Origin of the sequence: Alteraurantiacibacter palmitatis (genome assembly GCF_037154115.1) — a bacterium.
Taxonomy (GTDB): Bacteria; Pseudomonadota; Alphaproteobacteria; order Sphingomonadales; family Sphingomonadaceae; genus Alteraurantiacibacter; species Alteraurantiacibacter palmitatis.
Genome location: NZ_JBANRO010000014.1, coordinates 1 through 17,608, shown reverse-complemented (window position 1 = coordinate 17,608; position 17,608 = coordinate 1). Strand labels below are relative to the sequence as shown.

The window sequence follows — 17,608 nt, the reverse complement described above, 5'->3', positions numbered from 1 at the left end:
AGTTGCCTGCGCTTGAAGCGGCGGCGCAATCCTGCGAAGTTTCCCGCATGACGCCTGCCATTTTCGGCCTTTCCGGCACCGTGTTGACCGATGCGGAGCGCCGCTTTTTTCGCAGCGCCGATCCGGCAGGATACATCCTGTTCGGCCGCAATGTGGAGAGCCGCGATCAATTGCGCGCGCTGACCGATGAATTGCGCAATCTGCACGGGCGCGACCGGCTGCTGATCTCGATCGATCAGGAGGGCGGGCGCGTGGCGCGGATGAAGCCGCCGGTGTGGGATGCCTATCCCTGCGGCTGGGCCTTTGCCCACCTGTGGAATGTCGCCCCCGCCAGCGCGATGGAGGCGGCGCGCGCCAATGCACATCTGCTGGGCCTCGATCTGGCCGAGGTGGGGATCAGCGTCGATTACGCCCCGCTGCTCGATGTGCGGCAGGAGGGCGCGCATGACGTGATAGGCGACCGCGCGCTGGGCAGCGATCCGCTGGCCGTGGCGGCGCTGGGGCGCAGCGTGCTTGAAGGGCTGGCGCGGGCTGGGGTAACGGGCTGCGTCAAGCATATGCCGGGACATGGCCGCGCCATGGCCGACAGCCACAAGGAATTGCCTGTGGTCGACGCGGACACACGCGCACTTGAAAGCGACCTTGCGCCGTTCAAGGCGCTGAAGGACGCGCCTATCGGGATGAGCGCGCACGTCCTCTACCCCGCGTGGGATGCGCAGAACCCGGCCACGCTTTCGCCGCGAATCATTGCCGATGTCATTCGCGGGGCAATCGGCTTTTCCGGTCTGCTGCTGACCGACGATATCGATATGCAGGCGCTGGAGGGCAGCATACCCGAACGCGGGGAGCGGGCGATTGCGGCAGGCTGCGATCTGGTGCTCAATTGCTGGGCGAGGATGGAGGACATGGAAGGCCTTGCCAGCCGCCTGCCGCCGATGGGTGCGGCGGCGCACGCGCGGCTCGATGCGGCCTTGGCCTATCCGGACGCGCACCGGCAGGACGCCGACCGCGCCTTTCTGCTGGCCCAGAGGGATGGCCTGCTGGCGCAGGTGGCCGCAGCGTGATGGAGGGGGCGTGATGGAGGGGGCGGCGCTGCTTCCCGGCATGGACGAGCCGCCGCTTGCCGCATGGGATGGTGTGGCCAGCCAGCCGGGCAGCGATGCCGCGCTTTATCTGGAACTGGACGGCTGGGAAGGGCCGCTTGACCTTCTGCTCGATCTGGCGCGGCGGCAGAAGGTCGATCTGAAAGCGATTTCCATCCTCGCTCTGGTCGATCAATACATCGCCTATATCGACCGGGCCGAGGCGCTGAAGCTGGAAATTGCCGCCGATTATCTGGTGATGGCGGCGTGGCTCGCTTACCTCAAATCGGCGCTGTTGCTGCCCAAGGACGAGCAGGAGGATCCCAGCCCGGAGGAACTGGCGCTGCGCCTGCAACTCCGGCTCGAACGGCTGGGCGCGATGCGCGATGCCGCCGCCCGGCTGATGGCACGCGACCGGCTGGGCCGCGATGTGTTCGCGCGCGGCGCGCCCGAAGGCGTGCGGGTGCTGCGCCGCAACCAGTGGCAGTGCGACTGGTTCGACCTCATCCGCGCCTATGGCGATGTGAAGCGCCGCACGCAGCCCGTGGTGCACATGGTGCGCGAGCGGCCGGTGATGACGCTCGATTCCGCGATTGAGCGGGTCTCCGCCATGCTGGGCGTCACGCTGGACTGGCTGGAACTGCGTGCCTTCCTTCCCCCGCACGCCGACCCGCGCCTGCGCCGTTCCGCGCTTGCTTCCAGCTTTGTCGCGGCGCTGGAGCTGGCGCGGCTGGGCAAGGCGGAACTGCGGCAGGAGGACGTGTTCGGCCCCCTGCATCTGCGGCGGGTGAAGGCATGAACCCGGATGAACAGGGGCCGCCCGACGATCTGCTGCGCGCGGTGGAGGCGCTGCTCTTCGCGGCCGAGACGCCGCTCAGCGCCGAGGAGATTTCCGCCCATCTGGAAGGCGCGGATGTGAAGCCGGCGCTGGCGCAGTTGCAGGCGCATTACGCGCCGCGCGGCGTGCATCTGGTGGAACGGGGCAGGCGCTGGCAATTCCAGACCGCGCCCGACATGGCGCATCTGCTGCGGCGCGAAAAGGACCAGCTGCGCCGCCTGTCGCGCGCGGCAACCGAAGTGCTGGCGATCATCGCCTATCACGAGCCCGTCAGCCGCGCGGAGATCGAGGCGATCCGCGGCGTGCAGACCAGTGCGGGCACGCTCGATGTGCTGATGGAAGCGGGCTGGGTGCGCGTGGCAGGGCGGCGCGATGTGCCGGGACGCCCCGTGATTTATGCCACCACGCCCGATTTCCTGAACCATTTCGGCCTTGCCAGCCGCCGCGACCTGCCTGGTATTGACGAGCTGAAAGCCGCCGGCCTGCTCGACCCGGTGGACGACGCCTTCGACGAAGCGATGGAACAGCGGGCCGATATTTCGCCCGAACCGACAGACTCGCTGGAAAACCCGGAGGAAAGCGCCTAGGTTGTCCGCACACGCTTAACGCAAGGAATTCACAATGCAGCCCGGTATCTGGCAGATCCTGATCGTCGCAATCGTCGTGCTCGTGCTGTTCGGGCGCGGGCGCATTTCCGAAATGATGGGGGATTTCGGCAAGGGCATCAGCAGCTTCAAGAAGGGGATGAGCGAAGGCAGCAACCCCGCCACACCGCCGCCCGCGCAAATCACGGGTGAGGCCCGCCCGGCTGACAGCGCCGCCGCTCCTTCTGCCGACAGCGCGCCTGCCGACAAGACCGTCAACTAATCCCCTCTCAGGGCGCCGCAGGCCATGTTCGATATCGGCGCAGAGGAATTGCTGCTCATCATCGTGGTGGCGGTGATCGTCATCGGCCCGAAGGAACTGCCCGCCGCCTTGCGCGTGGTGGGCCGTTTCGTGGGCAAGTTGCGGCGCATATCCTCGCATTTCCGCACCGGGCTTGATGCCATGATCCGCGAGGCGGAGATGGAAGACCTGGAAAAGAAGTGGAAGGCGCAGAACGAAAAGATCATGGCGATGCATCCGAATGGCGGCCCACCGGGAACCGAGCAGACGGGCGCCTATCCGGCCAAGCCGATGGTGCCCGCACCCGCCAGCGATCCGGCCCCGGCTGACCCGCCGCTCGACGCGTCCACCGATGCGGCTGCCGCTGGCGTCAATGCCGAAAGCGCCGCCGCGCCTGCCACCGTTCCAGAATCCGCCCCGGCACCTCAGGCGCCCTCCGAACCTGTGCCGGGCAAGGCAGGCTGACGCATGGCTTTCAAGCTGAAAGACCTCGACGACACGCAATCCCCGCTGCTCGATCACCTGATCGAATTGCGCACGCGGCTGGTGCGCGCGGTGCTGGCCTTTCTGGTTGCCTTTGGCGTCTGCTTCTATTTCGCGGACGATATTTTCGGTTTTCTGGTGCGCCCGCTGACGCAGGCCTTTCCCGAAGGGCAGGGGCAACTGATCTTCACCCGCCTGTACGAAGCCTTCTTCGTGGAAGTGAAGGTGGCGATGTTTGCGGCCTTCTTCGTCAGCTTTCCGGTGATTGCCAACCAGATGTGGGCCTTTATCGCGCCGGGCCTGTATGCGCGGGAGAAGAAGGCCTTCCTGCCTTTCCTGCTGGCAACACCCATATTGTTCACTGCCGGCGCAAGCCTTGCCTATTTCGTGGTGATGCCGACCGCCTTCAAATGGTTTCTGGGTTTTCAGGGCAATGCCGGCGGGCTGGAGGCGCAGGCGCTGCCGGCCATGGGCGATTACCTTGATCTGGTCATGCGTTTCATTCTGGCCTTCGGGATCAGCTTCCTGTTGCCGGTGCTGCTGCTGCTGCTGAACCGGGCAGGCATTGTCAGCCGTGCGCAACTGGCGGGTGCGCGCCGCTATGTGGTGGTGGCCGTATTTATCCTTGCCGCCTTCATCACGCCGCCTGACGTGATATCGCAGCTGCTGCTGGCGCTGCCGCTGCTGCTGCTGTTCGAAGGATCGCTGGTGCTGATGCGCATGGGCGAGAAGAAGCGCGAAAAGGAAATGGCAGAAGCGGAAGCTGCCGAGGCCGCCGAAACCGCAGCGGGTGAGGGCGCGCAAAAACCGCTCTAGCGGCCTTCCGGCACGGGGCCGTAAATGTCGGCTTCCTGCGGGAGGCCGGGCACGTTTTCGGGCAGCGTTTCGGGCAGAGTCTCGGCAGGCGCATCTTCGCCCAGCGCCCACACCCTTTGTCCGGCAATCCATGTCTGGAGAACTTGCGTGGCGCGAATGCCGTCGGCGTTCAGGGCCAGTGGGTCATCGCTCAGCACGGCAAAATCCGCGCGTTCGCCCACGGCGAGGCGACCAAAGCGCCCCTCGGCAAAACCGGCAAAAGCGCCGCCGGCGGTATAGGCGGCGAGCGCAGCCTCGCGGCTGATCGTTTCGTCCGGTTGCCAACCGCCTTCGGGCTCGCCCGCCGCATCGGTGCGGCTGATCGCCACGGCAAGGCCTGACAGCGCGTCGGCGCGCTCCACCGGCGCATCCGATCCGAAGGCGAGCGGCGCGCCCGTGGCGGCGATGGAGGCCCAGGCATAGGCGCCGCGCAATCGATCCGGCCCCAGACGCGCTTCGGCCATCAGCCGGTCGGACGCCTGGTGTTCAGGCTGCATACTGGCAATGATGCCGTGGCGGGCAAAGTTGGCGATATCCGCCGGATCGACGATCTGCGCGTGTTCGATGCGCCAGCGCCGGTCGCCGGGGAAATCTTCTGCCAGTTGCGCAATGGCATCCAGCGCGTCCTGATTGGCGGCATCGCCGATGGCGTGGATCGCCACCTGGAAACCGTCCATGCTCGCCCGGCTCATCAGATTGCGGAGCTGTGTGCCGTCGAGCAGCGACAGGCCGCGATGGCCCGGCTGGTCGGCATAGGGCGATTTGAGCCGCGCCCCGCGCGATCCCAGTGCCCCGTCCAGAAACAGCTTCACCCCGTTCAGGCGCAGGCGATCCTCATAAAGCCAGGGCGTCGGCCCCGGCCCGCCGATGAGCAGCATGGCGGGCACGCCATCGGCATAGGCCATGATGCGCAGACGCAAGCGGCCCGCATCGCCCGCGCGGCGGAAGGTCATCCAGTCTTCGACGCTGGTGCCCATATCGGCCACTGCGGTCACGCCGTGGCGGAAAAATTCGATCTGCGCCTCGTGCAAGGCAAGATCGGCATCCACCGCGCGCGGCGGGGGGATTTGCGCGGTGACAAGCTGCATCGCATTGTCGATCAGCACGCCTGCGGGCGCGCGTGACCCCGGCCCGGTGCCTCCCCGGCGCACGATCTGGCCGCCTGCCGGATCGGCAGTCTGCGCGGTGACACCGCCAGCGGCCAGTGCGGCGCTGCTGGCCCACACGGCGTGCCCATCGGCGCGGGTCAGCACCACCGGCCGGTCGCCCACAACCGCGTCGAGTTCGGCCGCGGTGGGCAGGCGGCCAAGTCCCCAGCGCTCCTCGTTCCAGCCGCGCCCCACCAGCCACGGGCGCAAGGGGTATTCCTCGGCATAGGCGGCGATGCGCGCCAGCGCGTCCTCCAGCGAGGTCGTGTCCGACAGGTCGAGCGAAAGCTTCGACAGGCCCAGCGCCATCACATGGGTATGCGAATCGACGATGCCGGGAATGACAACGCGCCCTTCCATGTCCACGCGAAAGGCAATGGATGTGCGCGGCCGGTCCCCGAAATCGAGCAGCTCCAGAACCCGCCCGTCCTCGCTCACCACCATTCCGGCGAAGCGATCCACCCGTCCATCGCGGCTGACGGAAATGCCTTCCAGATTGTCGAAATGTGTCTGGGCCGCCGCCGGCGTTGCCAGAACGCAGGCGAATGCCGCGCTGGCGATCAGGGCAAGGCGCTTCATGCAGCGTCTCCGCGGCCCAGATGGCGCACCAGCGCGCTGGTATCCTGCCGCCCGCCGCCCATCTGCTGCACGGTGGCGTAGAACTGGTCGACCAAAGCGGTGACCGGCAGCGACAGGCCGCAAGCGCGCCCCTCGGCCAGCGCAATCGCCAAGTCCTTGCGCATCCAGTCCACCGCGAAGCCGAAATCGAACTGCCCTTCCGCCATGCTGGCCCAGCGGTTGTCCATCTGCCAGCTTTGCGCCGCGCCGCCGCTGATGGCGTCGAACACCTTGGCCGTGTCCAGCCCGCTCGCCTGCGCCAGCCGCAGCGCTTCGGACAGGCCTGCCAGCACGCCGGCAATGCACACCTGGTTGACCGCCTTGGCCCCCTGACCCGCGCCCGCCGGGCCAATATGCACGATCGCCTTGGCATAGGCGGCCAGAACGCCCTGCGCCGCCTGCATTGCTGCTTCGCTGCCGCCGCACATGATCGAAAGCGCCCCGTTTTCTGCGCCGGCCTGTCCGCCCGATACGGGCGCATCGAGAGCGAGCAGGCCGCGCGCCTCCGCCTCGGCCGCGATCCGGCGGGCAAGCGCGGGGCTGACCGTGGTGTGATCCACGAACAAGGCGCCCGGCTTCATCTGCGCCAGAACGCCATCTTCGCCCAGCACCACATCGGCCAGGTCATCATCCTTGCCAAGGCAGGTGAGCACCGCGTCTGCATCTGAAACGGCTGCGGCCGCGCTGCGCGCCAGGTCCACGGCAAGGCCCGCCGTGCGCGCGCGTTGCAGAAACGCCGCGCCGCGCGCATCGCTGCGGTTCCAGCCGGTGACGCGGTGGCCCGCGCGGGAAAGGTGGCAGGCCATTGGCGCGCCCATGGTGCCAAGGCCCAGAAAGGCAATCGAAAGGGAATCTGTCATCGCCGCCTGACTGCCCGCATGGGCGCGGTAAAGCAATCATGGGGTTTGGCTTGCGCGCAATTCTGCGATAGGCCGCGAGCCATGAGCACGATGCCAACAATCCCGACTGCGGCGAAGGCCCGCCTCGACATCGCTGATATCCGCGCCGCGGCGGATGCGATTGGCGATGCCGTGGTGCGCACGCCGACCATGCACAGCAAGACCCTGTCGGCCATCACCGGCGCGGACATCTGGCTGAAGTTCGAGAACCAGCAATTCACCGCCGCCTATAAGGAGCGCGGGGCATTGAATGCGCTGTTGCACCTTCCGGCAGAGCAGCGCGCCAAGGGCGTGATCGCGGCGAGCGCGGGCAACCATTCGCAAGGGCTATCCTATCACGGCACCCGTCTGGGCGTTCCGGTGACCATCGTGATGCCGCGCACCACGCCGACGGTGAAGGTGATGCAGACCGAAAGCGTGGGCGGCAAGGTGGTGCTGGAAGGCGAAACCTTTGACGAAGCCTATGCCTATGCCCGCGCGATGGAGCGGCAATTGGGCCTCACCTTCATCCACCCGTTCGACGATCCGCTGGTGGCGGCCGGGCAGGGCACGGTCGCGCTGGAAATGTTCGCGGATGCGCCCGACCTTGATACCATTGTCGTGCCGATTGGCGGTGGCGGGCTGATTTCGGGCATGGGCACGGTGGCGCGCAGCCTTGGCAGTGGCGTCGAAGTGGTGGGTGTTCAGGCCGCGCTTTTCCCGTCCATGTTCAGCCATATCAAGGGGCAGGATCTGCCCTGTGGCGGCGACACGCTGGCCGAAGGGATCGCGGTGAAGGAGCCGGGGCATTTCACCCGCCAGATCATCCGCGATGTGGTGGACGATATCGTGCTGGTCGAAGAACCGCATCTGGAAGAAGCGGTGTCGCTGCTGCTCCAGATCGAAAAGACCGTGGTGGAAGGCGCGGGCGCGGCGGGGCTGGCGGCGGTGCTGGCACACAAGACGCGCTTTCGCGGGAAGAAGGTGGGTCTGGTGCTGTGCGGCGGGAATATCGACACGCGCCTGCTCGCCAATGTGCTGCTGCGCGATCTGGCGCGGTCGGGCCGGCTGGCGCGGCTGCAGATCACGCTGCAGGACCGGCCGGGCGCGTTGTTCAAGGTGATGCACCTGTTCAACCGGCACAATGTGAACATCCTCGAAATCTACCACCAGCGCATCTTCACCAATCTGCCGGCCAAGGGGCTGATTACCGATATCGAATGCGAGGCCCGCGACCGCGAGCAGCTCGAAGCGCTGATTTCCGATCTGCGCGCGCAGGGCTATTCCGTTAGCCAGGTGGAACTGAACTGATCCGTTTCGGGGCGGGCGCAGCTGCGTTAACCCTGACCTTGTGCAAATTAACCCTGACCTTGCCCCGATTTATGGTTAAGATTGTTTCGCGGCACGAATCCGGCAGGCATAACCGGGGTCTGCCGCAAGACGGATCAACCCATTCAAGGCCACAGGATCAGCCCACAGGTGACAGCGCCCGTCCGATTCCCCCGGTTTTTCGTAACCAGCCCGGCGCCATGCCCCTATCTGCCCGGCAAGACGGAGCGGAAGGTTTTCACCGAGCTGAAAGGCCCGCATTCGGAACAATTGCACGATGCCCTGTCGCGCATCGGTTTCCGTCGCAGCCAGACGGTGGCCTATCGCCCCAGCTGCGTGGATTGCCGCGCCTGCGTGTCAGTGCGCGTGGTGGCGGGCGAATTCCGCCCTTCGGGCACGCAGCGCCGCAATCTGAAGCGCAACGGCGATCTGGTCGTTTCCGAATGCCGCCCCTGGGCCACCAGCGAACAGTTCGCGCTGCTCCAGAAATATCTTTCTGCCCGGCATCCCGGCGGCGGGATGGCCGCCATGGACGAGGTGGATTATGCCGACATGGTGGAACATACTTCGGTCTCAAGCTTTGTGATCGAATACAGGGAGCCCGATCCCGATGGCGGACCGGGCCGGCTTGTCGCCGCCTGCCTGACCGACCGGCAGGGGGATGGGCTGTCGATGATCTACAGCTTTTACGATCCGGAGTGTGAAGGGCGTAGCGGGCTTGGCAATTTCGTCATCCTCGACCATATCCGCCGCGCTAGCGAAGCGGGCTTGCCCTATGTCTATCTGGGATATTGGGTCGATGGATCGCCCCGGATGCAGTACAAGGTGCGCTACCGCCCGCTCGAACAGCTTGGCCCCGACGGGTGGAGTCGTATGCCCGAAGGTGAACAGTCCGCCCGCATCGCTGCTGTGGCAAACGGCGCTGCACGGCTGGATCAGGAAGTGGAAGGGGGATCAAAAGATGGCGCCCCCGGCGAACACAGGCAGTACCGTTTCGTCTGATCCTGCCGCCATTACTGCCCGTGATGTCTGGTTGACGCGCGCAAGTGCGGCAGCGGTGGGGCTGGCAATCGCGCTGAGCCTGCCCGCCTTGCCGCTTGCCGCGCAGAACCTTCCCACGCTCGACGACCTCATTCCGCAATCGGCGGTGGACGATCCGGAAGGCTGGGCGATGGATGGCGCCGGCCCGCCTCCGGCTGATGAGGAAGCCGAGGCACTCGACGCCGATTCCCCGTTGGATCCGATGCCGCTTCTGACGCTGGAGCCGCCCGACGATCTGGCGATCGCGGATATCGCGCCGCTCGAACCCGATGCCGAGCCGGTGGAATTTGTCGCTTTCGACGAGGTTATCCCGCCGCTTCCCGGTGCCAGCGAAGAGCGGATTTCGGGCGAGCTGGTGCTCTCCTTCCCTGCCGATCTGGCGCAATTCCCCGAACGCGAGGAAATACTGGAGCGCTTCCGCGCGCTGTCCAGCGTGGTCGATCTGGACGATGGCGGCAGCCGGGCGCGGCTGGCCGCGCAGGCGCGCGCGGACGAGGACTTGCTGCAACGCCTGCTGCGCACCTATGGCTATTTCGATGCGCAGGTGATCCGTTCGGTCGATGTGCCCGAAGATTCCGCTGAACGTGCCGAAGGCGCCTATGCCCGGCTTGATATCATCCCCGGTCGCCGGTTCCCGGTGGGCGCGGTCGATCTGGGCAATCTGGAGGCGGCCGGCGGCGATTACCCGGCCTTGCGTGAAAGTTTCGCCGTGTTCCCCGGCGATCCGATCTCGCTCGACGCGATAGAGGATGCGCGCGTGGCGCTGGACGAGGCGCTGGGCGAAAGCGGCTATCCCTTTGCCATGCTGGCCGAGCCGGAACTGCTGGTCGATCACGCGCGGGGCGAAGGCGATGTGCGGATGCCGGTGGAGCCGGGTGGTCGCTATGTCTTTGGACGGCTGACGAGCAACCGCGAGGATTTCCTTTCGGCCCGCCACCTTGCCAATATTGCCCGGTTCGAGGAGGGCGACCTCTACAAGCGCAGCGAGGAAATTGACCTGCGCCGGGCAATCCTGGCGACCGGTCTGGTCGGCACGCTGGATGTGACACCGGTGCAAGTGCGTGCCCCGCAGGGCGACCAGCCGGGCACAGTCGATCTGGCCGTGGCGATGACGCCTGCCCCCTTGCGTACGCTGGCGGGATCAATCGGCTACGGCACCGAAGAAGGGTTCCGGCTGGCGGGAAGCTGGGAGCACCGCAACCTGTTCCCGCCCGAAGGCCTGCTGCGCGTGCGCGCGATTGCGGGCACGCAGGAACAGCTGGGCGGCGTGACTTTCCGCAAGAATAATTTCGCCGGGCGCGACCGCATCCTGACCGCGGATGCCTTTGTTTCCAATGTCGATAATGTCGCCTTCGCGGCGCGCAGGATTTCGGTTGTGACCACCTATGAACGGGTGAGCACGCTGTTGTTCCAGAAGCCGCTGTCCTATGGCGGCGGGCTGGAACTGGTGGCGAGCCGCGAAACCGACCGCAAGCCGCGCAGCGTGATCCTGCCGCGCGAAACCTTCCTGATTGCCGCCTTACCGGTCTGGGCACAGCTCGATTCGAGCAATGATCTGCTTGATCCCACGCAGGGCTTCCGCCTGCGCGGCGCGATCAGCCCCGAATTGTCGCGCACGGACAGCACGAATTCCACCTACGCCAAGGTGCAGGTGGATATGAGCTTGTATCACCCGGCCAGCGACCGCGTGGTGCTGGCGGCGCGCGCGCGGGCAGGGACGATTGTGGGGGCGGATCTTGCCGCCATTGCGCCATCGCGCCGCTTCTACGCGGGTGGAGGCGGTTCGGTGCGCGGTTATGGCTATCAGGCGATTGGACCGGTTGATGTGGTGGGCGAACCCAATGGCGGGCGCTCGGTGCTCGAACTGTCGGCCGAGGCGCGCATTGCCACCGGCCTGTTCGGCGGGGCGATTGCGGTCGTGCCCTTCGTCGATGCGGGCGTGGTCAACCGCGATTCAGTGCCCGATTTCAGTGATATCCGCCTGGGCGCCGGGCTGGGCGTGCGATACCAGACCGGCTTTGGGCCGATCCGCGTGGATGTGGGCGTGCCGCTGAACCGCCAGCCGGGCGATGCACCGGTCGCGGTTTATGTCGCGCTGGGGCAGGCGTTCTGATGGCAGAGGCACAGGCCCTTCCCGCCGCTCCGATGCCTGCGCGGCGCCGCCTGCCGGGTGGACGGGTGCTGGTCTGGACAGGGCGTGTGCTGGCTGTGCTGGCGGCCTTGCTGCTGGCGGCGGTTGCCTTCCTGCACACCCCGCCGGGGCGCCAGTTCCTGCTGAACCAGATTTCCGCCTATGCCCCCGCATCGGGCCTGTCGATCGAAGCAGGCGAGATCCGGGGATCGGTGCTGTGGAGCGCCAGCTTCACCGATGTGAAGTTCCGCGATGCCGATGGCGTGCTGTTTCTGGAAGTGCCCGAAGTCGATCTCAACTGGCGGCCGTGGAAGTGGTTCTTTACCGGGCTGGATATCCGCCACCTCATCGTGATCGACGGGCGATTGAACGCGGTGCCCCATCTGCTGCCCGGCGATCCCGACGCGCCGATCCTGCCCGATTTCGACATCCGGGTGGATCGGCTGGTAGTGGAAGACCTGCGCGTGGCCGAAGCCGTTCTGGGGCAGGAGCGCGTGGTGCAATTGCGTGCGCGCGCCGATGTGCGCCGGGGCCGGGTGTTCGTGGATGCAGGCGGCGAACTGGGCGGCGGCGATGTGCTGCGCCTGCTGGCCCATGCCGAGCCAGATGGCGATATTTTTGACCTCGAACTCGACTGGGCAGCGCCGCAAGGTGGCTTTCTGGCTACGATGGCAGGCGCAGACGAGGCGTTGGATGTGCGGCTGCGCGGCGAGGGAGGCTGGACGCGCTGGGACGGCACCTTGCAGGCCCGGCTTGGCGGGGAAGACCTGCTCGACCTCTCGTTGTTCAACGAGGCGGGGCAGTACCGCGTGGTCGGGCGCGCGATGCCGGGCGATCTGGTGGAAGGGCTGACCGCCCGCGCGTTGGGGCCTGAAGTGGCGTTTACCGCCGCCGGAACGCTGGAGGCGAGCGTGGCCGAGGGCAGTTTTGCCCTGCGCGGTGCGGCGCTGGATGTGGATGGCGGCGGTGCGATCGATCTGGCCGATAACCGCTTTCGCGGGCTGCAGGTGGATGCCCGCCTGCTCGATCCCACGCTGTTTGGCGAGGCGGTGGCGCTGGAAGGCGCGGTGCTGAACGCGCGGCTGGATGGCCCCTTTGCCACGGCGGCGGCCGATCACCGGCTGACCGTGCGGCGCATCGTCGCGGGCGAGATCGTGGTGTCCGATGTGGTGCAGCAAGGCCGCCTGTCGCGCAATGGCGATAGCTGGCTGGTGCCGCTTGAGGCCAAGATCGGCCGGGTGGTCAGCGGGGCGGAATTGTTCGATCCGCGGTTGGTGAACGGGCGTGTGCGCGGCGCGCTGGTGCTGGCCGGCAACCGCCTGACGGGCGAGCGGCTGGATATCGCTTTTCCCGGCCTGACCGGGCAATTGGCGCTGGTGGCCGACCTGCAATCGGGCGCGGTGCGGGTTACCGGGCCGATGCGCGCGACGGGCCTCGATTTTGCCGATATTGGCAGAGTGGACAGCAATGCGCGGATCGATTTTGCGATCGGCGGCAGCCGTCCGTGGTCCTTGGCGGCGCAACTGGACGGGCGCGTGGCGGAGGCGACAAACGCCACGCTGGAAACGCTGGCCGGACAGGATATCCGCTTTGCCGGCGGGCTGACGCTGGGCGAGGGGCAGCCCTTGTCCTTTGCGACCATGCGCATCGCCGCCACCAAGCTGGAGGCGGTGCTGGATGGACGGGTGGAAGGCGAGACGACCAGTCTGGTCGGTACAGGCCGCCATAGCGATTATGGCCCCTTCACGGTGGAGGCGACGCTGGCCGCCGATGGCCCGCGTGCCGAATTGGTGCTGGCCGATCCGCTGCCCGCTGCCGGGCTGCGCGATGTGCGGGTCTCGCTGGCGCCGCAGGGCGATGGCTTTGCCGTATTGACGCGCGGGCAATCGCTGCTGGGGCTGTTCGACGGCGATCTGTTCCTGTTGGCCGCAGAAGCGCAGCCGGTGCGCATCACGGTCAACCGGCTGGACGTGGCGGAAACGCGGCTGGCCGGCCAGTTGCAGTTGGTGGAAGGCGGCGTGGATGGCGGGCTGGTTCTGTCGGGCGGCGGGGTGGTGGGGCGCATCGGTCTGGCCGCAAGGCCTGAAGGGCAGGGCTTCGTGATTGACGCCACCGCGCGCAACGCCCGCTTTGGCGGTGAAGCGGCCTTGCAGATTGCCGAAGGAGACATTGCACTGCGGGGCTTCGTGCCCGCTGCGGGGGCCAGTGAAGGCGTGACCGTCGAAGGCGAGATAGCTGCAGTTGGCGTGAGTTACGGCCAGCTGTTTGTGGGCAGGCTGGCGGGCAATGCGGCGCTGCGTGACGGCGTGGGCGCCTTTGACGCGGCGATTGCGGGGCAGCGCGGCAGCCGCTTCGAAATGCAGCTAAACGGCACGGCCACGGGCGACGAGATCAGCTTGGCACTGCGCGGATCGCACGCAGGCCGCGCCATTGCCATGCCGCGCCGCGCGGTCGTGTCCCGAACCGGGGATGGCGGCTGGGAATTGCAGCAGGCGCAGATTTCCTACGGCCGGGGCTTTGTGATCGCCAATGGCCGCTTTGGCGGGGAGGAGCCGCTGCAAGGACGCCTCGCTCTTTCCCGGATGCCGCTTGCGGTGGCGGATGTCGTTCTGGGCGATCTGGGATTGGGCGGTTCCGTGTCGGGCGTCGTCAATATTGCGGCGGATGCGAGCGGCGTGCCGGTGGGCGATGCGCGGCTGCTGGTGCGCAATCTCAGCCGGTCGGGCCTGTTGCTCACCTCGCGTCCGCTCGATCTGGCGTTGGTGGGTGATCTTTCCCCCAGCCTGTTGCAGGCCCGCGCGGTGATCCGCGATGGCAGCAGCGCCAGCGGCCGGCTCGACGCGCGGATTGCCGATCTGCCGCTGGCAGGGGCCGGCGGGGATCGTGGCCTTGCCGCGCGGCTTTATGCAGGCGACCTGCTGGCGCAGCTGCGTTATCAAGGCCCGGCCGAAGCCTTGTGGCGGTTGGCCGCGATCGAGGTGCTCGACGTGGCGGGCCGGGTGCACGTGGCTGCTGAAGTGCGCGGGACGCTGGGCAATCCGCAAGTCCGCGGATCGGTTTCGGGCGATGGTCTGCAGGTGCAGGGCGCAGCCACCGGCACCGACATTTCCAATGTGGCAGTGCGGGGCCGGTTTGACGGGTCACGCCTGCGCCTCACCCGCTTCAGCGGGACGTCGCCGGGCGGCGGCAGCGTCGTGGGCAGCGGCTTTGTGGACTTTTCAAACATGACGCGCGACCGCGGCCCGCAGCTGGATGTGCGCCTTGCCGCGCGCAACGCGCGCTTGCTGCAATTGCCGGGAATGCGCGCCACGGTAACCGGGCCGATGCGCTTCGTTTCGGACGGGGTGAACGGCACGATTGCCGGGCGGCTGGACGTGCGCGAGGCATTCTGGCGACTGGGCGCAGCGGCGGAAACGGTGCAGTTGCCCGATATCGCCATCACCGACATCAATCTGCCGCCCGATATCGCACCGGCCCGGCGCGCGGCACGGCCGTGGCGCTATCTGGTGGATGCGCGCGCGGTGCGCGGGCTGGAAGTCGACGGGATGGGGCTGGACAGCGAATGGGGCGGCGAAATCCGCCTGCGCGGCACCATTGCCGATCCGCGCATTGGCGGCGAGGTGCGGATCGTGCCGCGGCAGGGCTATTATACCTTTGCCGGGGTGCGTTTTGAAATCACCCGTGGACGCATTGATTTTGACGAGAGCGAGGCACCCAATCCGCGGCTGGACATTCTGGCCGAATCCGAAGTGGACGGGATCAGCGTGGATGTGACCGTGCGCGGAAATGCCAGCCGCCCCGAAATCGCCTTTTCCTCGGTCCCCTCCCTGCCGGAAGAAGAATTGATGGCCCGGCTGCTGTTTGGCGGATCGATCACCAATCTGTCGGCCACCGATGCGCTGCAACTGGGGGCGGCGCTGGCAGCGCTGCGCGGCGGCGAGGGGCTGGATCCGATCAACCGCCTGCGCACCGCGATCGGGCTCGACCGTCTGCGCATTGTCTCTGCCGATGCGGCATTGAACCGGGGCACGGCTGTCGCGCTGGGCAAGAACATCACGCGCCGCCTCTATGTCGAACTGATCACCGACGGGCAGGGCTATAACGCGACCGAGCTGGAATACCGGATCACGCGCTGGATTTCCCTGCTCGCCGCAATCAATACGCTGGGCCGGGGCAGTGTTGCGGCCGAATACAGCCGCGATTACTAGCGCCCGCGCGGAAAGCTATTCCCCGCGATACAATGCGGCTTCGGCCATGCGGCGGCGGACCAGACCTTTCAGAATGCGTCCCCCGGCATAAACCCAGCGGGCAAACTGCTCCTCTGCGGCCTTGTGCTGACCCGCCACGTGCAGCCGGGTGAGCGTGGCGCGGGCAATCGCCCCGGTATTGTAATGGAAGCTGACCAGCGCATCGAACTGGTGCTGGCTGGTAGGCGCTTTGCCGATCGCCTTGGAAACCTCGGCGGCGTGCCGGGCGATGTCGGCTTCGAGGCGCGCGTCGCATTGCGTCTGCGTCCACACCGTATCGGGGCCAATATCGGGCCCGGTCGCGCCCCAGCCAATTGTCCACGGTTCCTTGCCGGTGCCGGGATCGGGATAGGCGGCAAACAGGCCGTCAGCGCGGCGCCGCGCGCAGCCTTCGAACTGCTTGATGAGGGCCACACCCGCTCCGGACACGCGGCGGCGGGGGGCGAAGGACAAAAAGGGAAACATCGGCGATCACCTGTGCTGGGGAAGGGAAAGCCGGAGCTAGGCACGCGGCTGGCTTGTAGGAAAGGGTCCTCCACAGGGCAGGTGACAAGAGTTCTGGACATTATATACTTGACATAGTGGCGCGCTAGATGTAGCTCTCCCCTCATGAAACTCACTGATCCCATCTTCACCGATGCCGAAAAGGCCCGCGAACACCTAGAGTCGCTGAACTGGCCGCGCGGTCCAGTTTGCCCGCATTGCCGTGAAACCGAGCGCGTGCATCGCCTGCAAGGCAAATCGCAACGCCCTGGCCTGATCCAATGTAACGCCTGCGGGAAGAACTTCACCGTCACCGTTGGCACCGTGTTTGAACGCTCCAAGGTGCCGCTCAACAAATGGCTTCTGGCCACTTACCTCATGAGCGCGTCCAAGAAGGGAATGAGCGCCAAACAAATCGAGCGAATGCTGGGCGTGACCTACAAGACTGCCTGGTTCATGTGCCACCGCATTCGCGAGGCCATGAAGCCCAACGATCCCGGCCCGATGGGCGGGCCAGGTGTGACGGTTGAGGTCGATGAAACATATTACGGGCGCGACAAGAGCAAGCCAAAGTCGCGCACCCCAATCCAGCACATGAATCGCATCATTTCTCTGGTGGATCGAGCGACTGGCCGCTCGACCAGCGTGGTATTCACCGAGAGTTTTGGCCCGCGCCATGTTGCCGCGCTGCTGTTCACCCACATTGACCGCCAGAGCCGCCTCGTGACTGACGAAGCCAAGCCATACATTGCACCGGGAAGGGCGTTCGCAGCCCATGAGACGGTCAATCACCGCATGAAGGAATATGCGCGCGGCGATGTGACCACCAACACGGTTGAGGGCTATTTCGGCATTTTCAAGCGCGGGATGCGCGGCATCTATCAGCACTGCGGTCAGCAGCATCTGCACCGCTATGTGGCCGAGTTTGACTTTCGTTACTCGAACCGTTCGGCCCTGGGGATTGAGGATGCAGAACGCACTGATCTTGCTCTGCGCGGGATTGTCGGCAAACGCTTGACCTATCGGCGGATTGATCGACTTGCTGCCTGACAACTGGAAGCCGCCACGCAGGGTAGGCGAGTTGCGAAAACGATATCGCTAGCCCTTCGATCGCGAGTTGCGCCCTCCACCCCCAACGGGACGACCTCGCCGCCGAGGTGCGCTTGACTCCTTCTCGGACTCATGCGGTTTGGGCGGTGTGCTCAGCATACGGCGGAGCACTTGGTCCAATTGTTCTTGGTCGGGTTCGCTCATGTCAGATCACCAGATTATTGTGCCCGGTGAAATAGCGATCAAGGCCTGCATTGGCGAGGTCTGTCTTTAATGGGCGCGGCTTGAGATGGCAATCCTTGGGCTGCTTTGTCAAATCGAACCAATGGAAATGGAGGAGTGCTTCATAAAGTTCGGTAGCCTCGACATTCGGCCACGCCTTACCATGGCCCTCAATCTGGCAAGGTATCGTAAAATCCCAACCTCGCTCATCAAACGCATAGATGCGGTGAGGAAGGTTCTTAGAGCCTGATCCGAAACTAAGTTGAGTGGTATCAGCGGGTTAGCTTGACGCTAGCTCAAGTCATTGATTCAGGGGTT

General features: G+C 66.0%; 14 protein-coding genes. 11 read left to right on the top strand and 3 right to left on the bottom strand.

The genetic code is table 11. The features are described 5' to 3' along the window. Positions 1 to 47: 47 nt before the first annotated feature. The 6 genes from nagZ to tatC are packed head-to-tail and all read left to right on the top strand — an operon-like array spanning position 48 to position 4,104. The gene (gene nagZ, locus WFP44_RS14930; RefSeq protein WP_336927437.1) at positions 48 to 1,064 is read left to right on the top strand and encodes a beta-N-acetylhexosaminidase; all 1,017 of its coding nucleotides are present in this window, start codon (positions 48 to 50) and stop codon (positions 1,062 to 1,064) included. 13 nt (positions 1,065 to 1,077) lie between these two features. Further along, positions 1,078 to 1,881, top strand: a complete 804-nt coding sequence (locus tag WFP44_RS14925) for a segregation and condensation protein A (protein ID WP_377923100.1) — start codon at positions 1,078 to 1,080, stop codon at positions 1,879 to 1,881. Continuing rightward, positions 1,878 to 2,507, top strand: a complete 630-nt coding sequence (gene scpB / locus WFP44_RS14920; protein WP_336927436.1) for an SMC-Scp complex subunit ScpB — start codon at positions 1,878 to 1,880, stop codon at positions 2,505 to 2,507. The genes WFP44_RS14925 and scpB overlap by 4 nt, the downstream gene beginning before the upstream one ends. Before the next feature lie 34 nt (positions 2,508 to 2,541). Further along, entirely contained in the window at positions 2,542 to 2,787 is a 246-nt protein-coding gene (gene tatA, locus WFP44_RS14915; RefSeq protein WP_336927434.1) for a twin-arginine translocase TatA/TatE family subunit, read from the top strand. A gap of 24 nt (positions 2,788 to 2,811) precedes the next feature. Further along, a complete protein-coding gene (gene tatB / locus WFP44_RS14910) occupies positions 2,812 to 3,270 on the top strand; it encodes a Sec-independent protein translocase protein TatB (protein ID WP_336927432.1) in 459 nt (152 codons plus the stop codon). 3 nt (positions 3,271 to 3,273) lie between these two features. Then, the gene (gene tatC / locus WFP44_RS14905; protein ID WP_336927430.1) at positions 3,274 to 4,104 is read left to right on the top strand and encodes a twin-arginine translocase subunit TatC; all 831 of its coding nucleotides are present in this window, start codon (positions 3,274 to 3,276) and stop codon (positions 4,102 to 4,104) included. On the opposite strand, the gene WFP44_RS14900 is transcribed toward tatC, so the two are convergent. Both WFP44_RS14900 and WFP44_RS14895 read right to left on the bottom strand, forming a co-directional pair. Further along, entirely contained in the window at positions 4,101 to 5,870 is a 1,770-nt protein-coding gene (locus WFP44_RS14900) for an amidohydrolase (protein ID WP_336927428.1), read from the bottom strand. The genes tatC and WFP44_RS14900 overlap by 4 nt on opposite strands. Further along, a complete protein-coding gene (locus WFP44_RS14895) occupies positions 5,867 to 6,769 on the bottom strand; it encodes an NAD(P)-dependent oxidoreductase (protein WP_336927426.1) in 903 nt (300 codons plus the stop codon). The genes WFP44_RS14900 and WFP44_RS14895 overlap by 4 nt, the downstream gene beginning before the upstream one ends. An 81-nt stretch (positions 6,770 to 6,850) precedes the next feature. On the opposite strand from WFP44_RS14895, the gene WFP44_RS14890 reads away from it, so the two are divergent. From WFP44_RS14890 to WFP44_RS14875, 4 genes are all read left to right on the top strand, one after another. Further along, positions 6,851 to 8,098 (top strand): threonine ammonia-lyase, encoded by a 1,248-nt coding sequence (locus tag WFP44_RS14890; protein WP_336927425.1) that lies wholly within the window; start codon positions 6,851 to 6,853, stop codon positions 8,096 to 8,098. Positions 8,099 to 8,266: 168 nt separating this feature from the next. Beyond that, positions 8,267 to 9,118 (top strand): arginyltransferase, encoded by an 852-nt coding sequence (locus WFP44_RS14885; protein WP_336927423.1) that lies wholly within the window; start codon positions 8,267 to 8,269, stop codon positions 9,116 to 9,118. A gap of 31 nt (positions 9,119 to 9,149) precedes the next feature. Next, positions 9,150 to 11,270, top strand: a complete 2,121-nt coding sequence (locus WFP44_RS14880; protein WP_336927422.1) for an autotransporter assembly complex protein TamA — start codon at positions 9,150 to 9,152, stop codon at positions 11,268 to 11,270. After that, entirely contained in the window at positions 11,270 to 15,496 is a 4,227-nt protein-coding gene (locus tag WFP44_RS14875) for a translocation/assembly module TamB domain-containing protein (RefSeq protein ID WP_336927420.1), read from the top strand. Before WFP44_RS14880 ends, WFP44_RS14875 begins: the two co-directional genes overlap by 1 nt. 15 nt (positions 15,497 to 15,511) lie before the next feature. Here WFP44_RS14875 and WFP44_RS14870 read toward each other — a convergent pair whose 3' ends face one another. Further along, positions 15,512 to 15,949 carry a lysozyme gene (locus WFP44_RS14870; RefSeq protein ID WP_336927419.1) on the bottom strand — a complete coding sequence of 146 codons (438 nt, stop codon included), beginning with the start codon at positions 15,947 to 15,949 and terminating at the stop codon, positions 15,512 to 15,514. A gap of 195 nt (positions 15,950 to 16,144) precedes the next feature. Between WFP44_RS14870 and WFP44_RS14865 the strand changes: the two genes are divergently transcribed. Next, positions 16,145 to 17,068, top strand: coding sequence for an IS1595 family transposase (locus WFP44_RS14865; protein WP_336927417.1), 924 nt, complete (start codon positions 16,145 to 16,147; stop codon positions 17,066 to 17,068). Positions 17,069 to 17,608: the final 540 nt, after the last annotated feature.

Excerpts from the sequence above, each read along its gene's own strand:
- WFP44_RS14890 (WP_336927425.1), top strand. The coding sequence starts at position 6,851 with ATGAGCACGATGCCAACAATCCCGACTGCGGCGAAGGCCCGCCTCGAC.
- tatA (WP_336927434.1), top strand. The coding sequence starts at position 2,542 with ATGCAGCCCGGTATCTGGCAGATCCTGATCGTCGCAATCGTCGTGCTC.
- WFP44_RS14875 (WP_336927420.1), top strand. The coding sequence starts at position 11,270 with ATGGCAGAGGCACAGGCCCTTCCCGCCGCTCCGATGCCTGCGCGGCGC.
- tatB (WP_336927432.1), top strand. The coding sequence starts at position 2,812 with ATGTTCGATATCGGCGCAGAGGAATTGCTGCTCATCATCGTGGTGGCG.
- scpB (WP_336927436.1), top strand. The coding sequence starts at position 1,878 with ATGAACCCGGATGAACAGGGGCCGCCCGACGATCTGCTGCGCGCGGTG.
- tatC (WP_336927430.1), top strand. The coding sequence starts at position 3,274 with ATGGCTTTCAAGCTGAAAGACCTCGACGACACGCAATCCCCGCTGCTC.
- WFP44_RS14895 (WP_336927426.1), bottom strand. The coding sequence starts at position 6,769 with ATGACAGATTCCCTTTCGATTGCCTTTCTGGGCCTTGGCACCATGGGC.
- WFP44_RS14900 (WP_336927428.1), bottom strand. The coding sequence starts at position 5,870 with ATGAAGCGCCTTGCCCTGATCGCCAGCGCGGCATTCGCCTGCGTTCTG.
- WFP44_RS14865 (WP_336927417.1), top strand. The coding sequence starts at position 16,145 with ATGAAACTCACTGATCCCATCTTCACCGATGCCGAAAAGGCCCGCGAA.
- nagZ (WP_336927437.1), top strand. The coding sequence starts at position 48 with ATGACGCCTGCCATTTTCGGCCTTTCCGGCACCGTGTTGACCGATGCG.
- WFP44_RS14925 (WP_377923100.1), top strand. The coding sequence starts at position 1,078 with ATGGAGGGGGCGGCGCTGCTTCCCGGCATGGACGAGCCGCCGCTTGCC.